General features: G+C 45.2%; 1 protein-coding gene. It reads left to right on the top strand.

Going from position 1 to position 704, the window contains the following annotated elements; genetic code table 11:
- Positions 1 to 416 precede the first annotated feature (416 nt).
- Positions 417 to 704, top strand: a 288-nt coding sequence (tnpA, locus tag BO222_RS11775; RefSeq protein WP_198931968.1) for an IS66 family insertion sequence element accessory protein TnpA, incomplete at its 3' end; no start/stop codon positions are given.

Here is a 704-nt window from a genome sequence, read left to right on the forward strand (position 1 = left end):
AAGCCCCTTCGGGGTCCTGTGGACCCTGGACAGAACAGACCAGGCATGTAGTGTTTGAATCAGGCAGTGAACTGGTCCAGTAAACTAACGGCTGTAAAACTACTTACACAGTTTAGTTGACAGATCCAATGATTTGGATCAAGAACGCCTCTTAAGGATGTTTATACAGAATTTTCTACGGGAATGCTTCCACCTTTGCCGTTACAGAAGGTTCTTCGCAACCTTTTAATCGCATCAGGAGTTTTATTGCTTATTTATACGGTGCTTTTCTATCCGATACTCTGGACTTTTTCATTGTTATTCTTTGTGCTTGCTTATTATTACAATCGATCGCTCGTAACCTTTTGAAATTTGCACGGGCTTAGATCCTCCGGTTCCAGTCGATATTCTGTATTCGACTAGAACTGGAGGATTTTATGCATAATTATCTGTTTTCCAAATCCCGTGAACTGAATCAGGAACAGTGGATGAACCTGGTTGATCAATATCAGGTGTCAGGTCTGACTCAGGCTGGCTTCTGCGTCCAAAACGGCCTGGCTTTATCCACCTTCCAGTACTGGCGCAGAAAAGCTGCCGCCGTATCGCCTGCTTCAGCGGCTCTTGAATTCGTAGAAATTGACAGGACGGTCTTCCTGGATTTGGAAGGATCAGACGAGAGTCCAAAGCCGGTGATTGAAATCACTGACAGCGACCGAACGATCCGT

This window comes from Ileibacterium valens (assembly GCF_001945525.1).
Lineage (GTDB): Bacteria > Bacillota_I > Bacilli_A > Erysipelotrichales > Erysipelotrichaceae > Ileibacterium > Ileibacterium valens.